This window comes from Methylocaldum sp. (genome assembly GCF_039794385.1).
Classification (GTDB): Bacteria; Pseudomonadota; Gammaproteobacteria; order Methylococcales; family Methylococcaceae; genus Methylocaldum.
This window is the reverse complement of record NZ_JBDIVO010000232.1, coordinates 1-7,681: the sequence shown is the minus strand read 5'-3', so window position 1 is coordinate 7,681 and position 7,681 is coordinate 1. Positions and strand designations below refer to the sequence as shown.

At 58.0% G+C, this 7,681-nt stretch carries 6 protein-coding genes; 4 read left to right on the top strand and 2 right to left on the bottom strand.

All coding sequences use genetic code 11. The features are described from left to right. From ABJK70_RS17170 to ABJK70_RS17155, 4 genes are all read left to right on the top strand, one after another. A partial coding sequence (locus ABJK70_RS17170; protein WP_347258566.1) for a hypothetical protein occupies positions 1–651 on the top strand: 651 nt, incomplete at its 5' end. Positions 652–763: 112 nt separating this feature from the next. Next, positions 764–1,480, top strand: a complete 717-nt coding sequence (locus tag ABJK70_RS17165) for a tetratricopeptide repeat protein (protein ID WP_168175350.1) — start codon at positions 764–766, stop codon at positions 1,478–1,480. Positions 1,481–1,531: 51 nt separating this feature from the next. After that, positions 1,532–4,390: a bifunctional [glutamate--ammonia ligase]-adenylyl-L-tyrosine phosphorylase/[glutamate--ammonia-ligase] adenylyltransferase gene (gene glnE, locus ABJK70_RS17160; RefSeq protein WP_347258565.1), complete on the top strand. Its 2,859-nt coding sequence runs from the start codon at positions 1,532–1,534 to the stop codon at positions 4,388–4,390. Positions 4,391–4,426: 36 nt separating this feature from the next. Beyond that, positions 4,427–5,350, top strand: coding sequence for a branched-chain amino acid transaminase (locus tag ABJK70_RS17155; protein WP_077728859.1), 924 nt, complete (start codon positions 4,427–4,429; stop codon positions 5,348–5,350). A 206-nt stretch (positions 5,351–5,556) separates the two neighbouring features. On the opposite strand, the gene ABJK70_RS17150 is transcribed toward ABJK70_RS17155, so the two are convergent. Continuing rightward, entirely contained in the window at positions 5,557–6,198 is a 642-nt protein-coding gene (locus tag ABJK70_RS17150; protein WP_347258564.1) for a hypothetical protein, read from the bottom strand. A 61-nt stretch (positions 6,199–6,259) separates the two neighbouring features. Continuing rightward, positions 6,260–7,615 carry a DegQ family serine endoprotease gene (locus ABJK70_RS17145; protein WP_210023848.1) on the bottom strand — a complete coding sequence of 452 codons (1,356 nt, stop codon included), beginning with the start codon at positions 7,613–7,615 and terminating at the stop codon, positions 6,260–6,262. Positions 7,616–7,681 lie beyond the last annotated feature (66 nt).

Genomic DNA, 7,681 nt, shown 5'->3' with positions numbered 1-7,681 from the left:
AACTTTCGTGCTATCGTAGACGATCCATTTTCCCGTCTCTTCGAGCACCTCATGAACCCACGAATCGCGACCCTGATCGAAAACATCCAAGCGCTCGAAGAGGAACTCGAAGCCGAACTGGCCAAACATAGGGAAGAATTCCGGATCAAGCTCCGCAACGGAAGGATCGATTATGCCCACGAACTGTTGCGGGAACACCGCAGACTCAAGGCGAGCCTGACCAAGTACATCGTCAGGGCCAACCCGCTCACGCTGCTCACCGCGCCGATCATTTACTCATTGATCGTCCCTTTCGTCCTTCTGGATCTGGCCGTCACGCTATACCAGGCGGTTTGCTTCCCGATTTACGGCATTCCTAAGGTAAAACGCGGCGATTACCTGGTCTTCGACCGAGGACGATTGGCTTATCTGAATCTGATCGAAAAACTCAATTGCGCGTACTGTTCCTACGGTAACGGCCTTCTCGCTTACGTCCGCGAGATTGCCGCCCGCACCGAACAGCACTGGTGTCCCATCAAACACGCGCGCCGCATCAAATCGCCCCACTCCTCATACGGCCGGTTTCTCGATTACGGCGACGCCGAGACTTATCGGCGAGAGATAGAAAAAACGAGAAGAAATTTCGGCAACGAAAAATCCGATCAGCCGTAGCCAGTCAATCGGACCGGCCGCCACCTCGAGAATCTATAGACATTCCTCATTAACCACCCGATCCTCGATTGTTAGAATGCTCGTTTCATCGCCCACTGCTGAAAATTTGCATTTGAAATCCTTACATCTCGTACTCGCCTTGTTAGCTGTTATTCTCCCCGGTACCAGCCACTCGAAGGCCGAATCGGGCGTTCATGAGGCCGTCCGGCGTCTTGAAGACGAATGGGCGGAGATTTTTTACCGCCTGCCGCCATCCGAACATGCAGAGAAGTTCAAAGGCCTTCTGGCCAGGGTTCATGCCGTGTCCGAGCAGTACCCCAAAGAAGCCGATCCGCTGGTTCTGGAGGCCATCGTCCTCTGCACCTACGCCGCTGCGGACGTCGGTTTGAGCTCGCTGAGCAGGGTCAGCGAGGCCCGGGAACTGCTCATCAAGGCGATAGACATCGATCCCCGCGCCATGGAAGGATCGGCTTATATCACCCTCGGCAATCTTTATTACCGGCTTCCCGGCTGGCCAATCTCCTTCGGAGACGACGATTCGGCCCGTCAATATCTGGAAGCGGCTTTGAAGCTATATCCGAACGCCCTGGATTCGAATTATTTTTACGGCGACTTTTTGTTGCAGCAGGGCGAGTATGACAAGGCCCTGCCTTATTTGGAAAAAGCCGAGAAAGCACCGATTCGGCCTTACATGTTGCTTTCCGATGCCAAATTGAAGGAAGAAGTCCGTGAGGCACTGATAGCCGCACGCGAAAAGCGGGACGAGCACGGGGATTTCTTCCAGGGCTTTTTGACGTCGTTTTTCGGTAACGATGCTAAAAAGCCCTGAAACGATCATGTCCCGAGGCCTGACCCACTCCATCATCGTTAAGACTGTCTTATGTCCGACAACTCCGATTTTCTGCAGCGCTTGCCCGAACCGCTCAAACAGCCGGTAGCCTCGGCTTGGACCGCGTTTTCCGCAAACTCGGCGCACCTCGGAATCGAACTCGACGAGTTTCCGGACAAGATCAAAGGCTCTTTAGGTCCGGTCTGGGCCGCGAGCCCTTTCGTCGCCGAACAATGCGCCCGCCGGCCGGAGCTCCTGCAAGACTTATTGGAATCGGGCCGGCTGGTGAACTCGACCGACGAGGAAACCTGTCGCGGCGACCTGCGACAGCTCCTGGAAGGCGTAGCTACCGAAACGGAGTTGATGGCCGTTCTGCGCCGCTTCCGTAACCGGGAAATGGTGCGCATCGCCTGGCGCGACATTGCCGGCTGGGCAAGCCTGGAAGAAACCCTCCGGGATTTATCCGCGCTCGCCGACGTGTGTGTACAGGAAAGCCTGGACTTTCTTTTTCGCCAAGCCTGCGCCGCCAAGGGAACGCCGGTCAACAAGCAAGGCCGGCCGCAATCGCTGGTCGTGCTGGGCATGGGCAAGCTCGGCGCCTTCGAGCTGAATTTCTCGTCCGACATCGATCTGATTTTCGCCTATCGGGACGACGGGGTTCTGGCGGACAAGCGCGAAACCAGCTACTGCGAGTTTTACACCAAGCTGGCGCGCAATCTGGTCAAGGTGTTGGACACCCAGACCGAGGACGGCTTCATCTTCCGCGTCGACCTGCGCTTGCGCCCGTTCGGCGACTCGGGCCCCCTGGTTCAGAACTTCTATGCCTTGGAAGCGTACTACCAAAGCCAGGCGCGCGAGTGGGAACGCTACGCCATGGTCAAGGTGCGCCCCATCGCCGGCGATATCGAAGCCGGACGCGAACTTCAGGAATTTCTCAAGCCTTTCGTCTATCGGCGTTATCTCGATTACCGAACGCTCGGCGAATTGCGCGAATTGAAGCAGAAAATCTCGCTGGAACTGCAACGCAAGGACCGCCAGGAAAACATCAAGCTCGGTCCGGGCGGCATTCGGGAAATCGAGTTCATCGGCCAGGCATTTCAACTGATCCGCGGCGGACGCGAGAAACGCCTGCAGGAGCGCCGCATCCAGGTCGTACTGGAAACCCTGGCCGATCTGGGCTTGCTGCCCAAGCCCACGGTCGAAAAACTTCAGGAGGCCTATCGCTTTCTCCGCACGGTCGAAAACCGGCTGCAACAATACGCCGACAGGCAAACCCACGATCTTCCCACCGGCCCTGTACAGCGGCTCAGCCTCGCTTTCGCGATGGGCTTTTCCGCCTGGGAGAGCTTCAAAGCGCGCATCGATGCGGTGCGCCGGGAGGTTCACGAGGTGTTCGAACAGGTCGTCGCGCCGGTCAAGGCCGAGGGCCGAGACTTTTTCGCATTGAGCGGCGATCGCGAACAGATTTACATGGCATTGCGGAATCTCGGCTGGCCTACACCTGAATCCGGGGCAAAACTCATCGAGACGTTTCAGACTTCCCACGCCATCAAGAATCTCACTCCGAGGGGCGCTTCGGAACTCGCTCGCCTGATGCCCATGCTACTCCGAGCCACGGCCTCGACCGAACAGCCCGAAAATGCCCTGGAGCGGATTTTCGCGCTATTGGAGGCCATCGCTAGCCGCAACGTTTATCTGACCCTTCTGGCGGAGAACCCGCAAGCTTTGTCGCAGCTCGTCAAACTGGCAGCGGGCAGCCCCTGGATCACCAACTATATCGCCCAACATCCTCTGCTTCTGGACGAATTGCTGGACCCGCGCGCGCTTTACACGCCGCTGTCGAAGGCGGAACTGGAACGGGAACTGAGCCGGAAGCTCGACTCGATCGATCCCGAGGATCTCGAACAAATCCTGATCGGCCTGCGCCAGTTCAAGCAAAGCAGCATTTTGAGAGTCGCGGCAGCCGATTTCGTCGGCGCCATTCCGATCATGGTGGTCAGCGACTATCTCACCTATATCGCCGAAGTGCTGGTGAACGAAGTCATGCGACAAGCTTGGCGACTGACGGCCGCGCGGCACGGCGTTCCTCCCGGCGCAAGCGTCGACCAAGTCGGCGGTTTCGGCGTAATCGCCTACGGCAAAATGGGCGGGCTGGAACTCGGCTACGGATCGGATCTGGATCTGGTCTTCCTCTATGACGGCGTCGACAGCGCTCTCACCAATGGCGAGCGGCCGGTCAGCACCGCCGAGTTTTTCGCGCGGATGGGCAAGCGCATCATTCATCTTTTGACGGCGAATACCCCCGCGGGCATTCTCTACGAGGTGGATTTGCGGCTTCGGCCGTCCGGAAGTTCCGGTCTTCTGGTCAGCAGTGTCGACGCGTACGACACCTACCAAATGGATAACGCCTGGACTTGGGAGCAGCAGGCGCTGGTAAAGGCCCGGTTCGTCGCCGGAGATCCCGAAATCGGCGAACGGTTCGGCACTATCCGCGAGAAGTCTCTGTGCCGGGAGCGGGATACCGAAACCCTACGGACCGAAATTCGCGAAATGCGCGAAAAAATGCGCGCCAATCTGGCGGCAAAAGACCCCGACGTGTTCGATTTGAAGCAAAGTTTCGGCGGTATCGTCGATATCGAGTTTATAGTACAATTCGGGGTTCTTTCGCGTGCTCACGATTGCAATAAACTGACCGAGTGGACCGACGTGGTACGCCTGCTGGACTCTCTCACGAAGGCCGGTTTTTTAAGTTCTGACGATGCCGGACTATTAGGGCAGGCCTATTGCCTTTTCCGTGAACGTACCCACCGGCTTGCGCTGCTTGAAGTGCCCGCGCTGGTTCCGGCCCATGAACATTTCGAACTGCGTTCCCGCGTGCAGCAGATTTGGCGGAACGTGATGGAACGCTAAGCTTTTCAATTCACTGGTAATTTCGGAGAACGACTGATGGCGATGGATGACAGAGACGGCGTCATCTGGCTCGACGGCGAGTGGCTGCCCTGGCGAGACGCAAAGGTTCACGTGCTGACCCATACCCTACATTACGGCTGCGGCGTATTCGAGGGTCTTCGGGCTTACAAGACCGACCGGGGCGCGGCGATCTTCCGCCTGCGCGACCACACCGACCGACTGTTCCGCTCCGCCCACATCATGAACATGAAGATTCCTTTCGACAAGGACATCCTCGACCGGGCGCAATGCGAAGCCGTAAGCCGGAACGGCCTGTCCAGCGCCTACATCCGGCCGATGTGCTTCTACGGTTCCGAAGGCATGGGCCTGCACGCCAAGGGGCTCAATGTACATGTCATGATCGCCGCCTGGGAATGGGGCAGTTACCTCGGCGCCGAAAACATGGCGCGCGGCATCAAGGTCCGCACCTCGTCCTATACCCGCAACTCCGTCAACAGCGTCATGTGCAAGGCCAAGGCGAACGGCAACTATCTGAATTCGATCCTGGCCGTTCAGGAAGCCGTGGAAGCGGGCTGCGACGAAGCCTTGTTGCTCGATCACGAGGGTTACGTAGCCGAAGGCAGCGGCGAGAACATCTTCATCGTGCGCCGCGGCAAGCTCTATACGCCGGACCTGACCTCGGCGCTGGAAGGCATCACCCGCGAAACCGTCTTCACCATCGCCCGGGAGAACGGGCTGGAAGTTGTCGAAAAGCGGATTACCCGCGATGAAGTCTATGTCGCGGACGAGGCTTTCTTCACCGGCACCGCCGCCGAAGTAACCCCCATCCGGGAAGTGGACGGGCGGACCATCGGCGAAGGCGGACGCGGACCGATCACGGAAAAGCTGCAAACTCTGTATTTCGATTACGTGCACGGCCGCCGCAACGACCATCAGGAGTGGCTCAGCTACGTGGGCTGATCAACCCTCAGCCGTACTTCGGGGCGGGATTTTCCCGCCCTACCCCACTTTGCTAACTAGGCAACTGCTCACCCCAATAAAGCTCGTAGGATGTGCTGAACGAAGTGAAGCGCCCTTCGACCGGGCTCAGGACAGGCATCGTTCGCGATTGATACGGGTCATGCCGTAAATCCGTGTGCGGCACCCTGCGGGCGGCTCCGCTTCGTTCAACCCGGCAACTGCCCACCCAGATAGAGCCCGTATCTGAGCAACACCGCGCCTTGCAGCAGAAAATCGAGCGGCGCTTCGATCAGATTTGCCCACCCTTCCGTTTCAAACACCCCGTCCAATCGGCGCCCTAGACGTTCGCCGAACTCTCGCGCCAAGAAATGCGAACCGATCGACAAGGCGATGAGTCCGAGAAGCATTGAAGCAGGCGGAAAATACTTCATCGACACCTCCGGATACCGCCAGTGCAACAGCACGGCTCCGAGGATAGTGATCTGAAGCGATGTCACCATGCCTCTGTACTTGCCGAGCACCGGCAGCCAGGGCAAAAAGACCGCCAGCACGAAAGCCAGATTGAACAGATCCGAGATCGGCCTGGCTCCGGCATGGAGATTTCGAACGAAATCCGGCTCCCCGGCGCGTCCGAACTGGTGAGGGTATACGAGAAGGACAAATCCGAGGGCGAGTACGGCATGAACGAACGGCGGTCCAACCCGTGCGGTGATTTCGCGGCTTAGCGGAATGCCCTCCAGTCTAAGTTGCAGCCTGTCGAGCAGAATAAACATCGGCACATGCAACAAGGCCGCGGTCAGTAAGGGTAGCCAGTAGTTCGGCTGGGAAATCGCCCACAAAAAATCCATAGACCTCTCTCGCAACAAAAAGGGGCTGTTAAACAGCCCCTTAATCAGCCGGCATTCTTTATTAGCGCAGCAGCAAGAAGAACGAGCCGTTCCCCCGTTGGAGATTGAGCAGCAACTCGCCGCTGCCGTTTGCGGCGGCCTTGAGCTCCTTCAGATTGCCCACCGGCTGGCGATTGGCCATGACGATGACGTCGCCGGGGCGCAAACCGGCCTGGAATGCATGGGAGGCGGTATGGATCTTTTCCACGCGCACGCCTCGCACCGCTTCGTTCGGCTCGGTATTGGCGAGCAAGGTACCGGAAAGCTTCGGATGGATTTTCTTGCCTTCCTCCCGTGTGATCTTGGGCTCGGCAATCTTCGCTTCACGGACCATGGTTTCACCTTTGTGCAGAACTTCGATCGAGACTTTGTCGCCGATCTGCTGCAAACCGATGGCGTTTCGGACGTCCATGCTGTTCCTCACGTGGTGGTCGTTGATCGCCAGCACGATGTCGCCCGGCTCCAGCTTGGCCCTGGCAGCGGGGGAATCGGGCTGGACGCCGGTAATGACGGCGCCTTGGGTTTGGGTAAGGCCAAAAGCTTGCGCCAATTCAGGGGTCAAGTCCTGAACCGTTACGCCGAGCAAACCGCGCCGAATTTCACCGTGCTCGATCAGGGCGGTCATGATACTGGTCGCCATATTGGCGGGAATGGCAAAGCCGATACCCACATTGCCTCCGCTCGGCGCCAGGATGGCGGTATTGATGCCGATCAGCTCTCCGCGCAGATTGACGAGCGCGCCACCCGAGTTGCCGGGGTTGATCGAGGCATCGGTTTGGATAAAGTCCTCATAGCCTTCGATGCCGAGCCCGGAACGGCCGAGCGCGCTGATAATGCCGGAAGTTACGGTTTGCCCCAATCCGAACGGATTGCCGATGGCCACCACGAAATCGCCTACCTGCAATTGACTGGAATCGGCGATCGGTAGTTCGCTCAAGTTCTGCGGCTCGACCTTGATCACGGCGATGTCCGATTCCGGATCGGCCCCGATCAATTTTGCGTTGAGATGACGACCGTCATTAAGCGTCACCGTGATCTCATCGGCTTTATCGATGACGTGATTGTTGGTGAGGATGTAGCCGCGTCGCGCATCGACGATCACGCCCGAGCCCAAGCTGGAGGTTTCGCGGCGGCGGGGTTGATTCGGGATATCGAAAAAATAGCGGAAAAACGGATCGCGCAACAAGGGATGCTCGGCTTCTTGAATCTGCGTACGCGTCGAAATATTCACCACAGCCGGCGTCGCCTTCTTCAGCATAGGCGAAAGGCTAGGCAGGGGTTGGCCATCCACGCTGGTCGGCCAGGCCGCATACGCAGCGTTCAGAAATAACAGCAGGCCGGCCAAAAAAAGCGGAAGCAATCGACGGTTATCGCTCATTCGTTATACCTCGGTCGTTTCAAGAAGATTGAATGGCCCGGATCCTTGGCCAACGATAATTGATAG

Coding starts and splice junctions, on each gene's coding strand:
- glnE (WP_347258565.1), top strand. CDS start 1,532: ATGTCCGACAACTCCGATTTTCTGCAGCGCTTGCCCGAACCGCTCAAA.
- ABJK70_RS17155 (WP_077728859.1), top strand. CDS start 4,427: ATGGCGATGGATGACAGAGACGGCGTCATCTGGCTCGACGGCGAGTGG.
- ABJK70_RS17150 (WP_347258564.1), bottom strand. CDS start 6,198: ATGGATTTTTTGTGGGCGATTTCCCAGCCGAACTACTGGCTACCCTTA.
- ABJK70_RS17145 (WP_210023848.1), bottom strand. CDS start 7,615: ATGAGCGATAACCGTCGATTGCTTCCGCTTTTTTTGGCCGGCCTGCTG.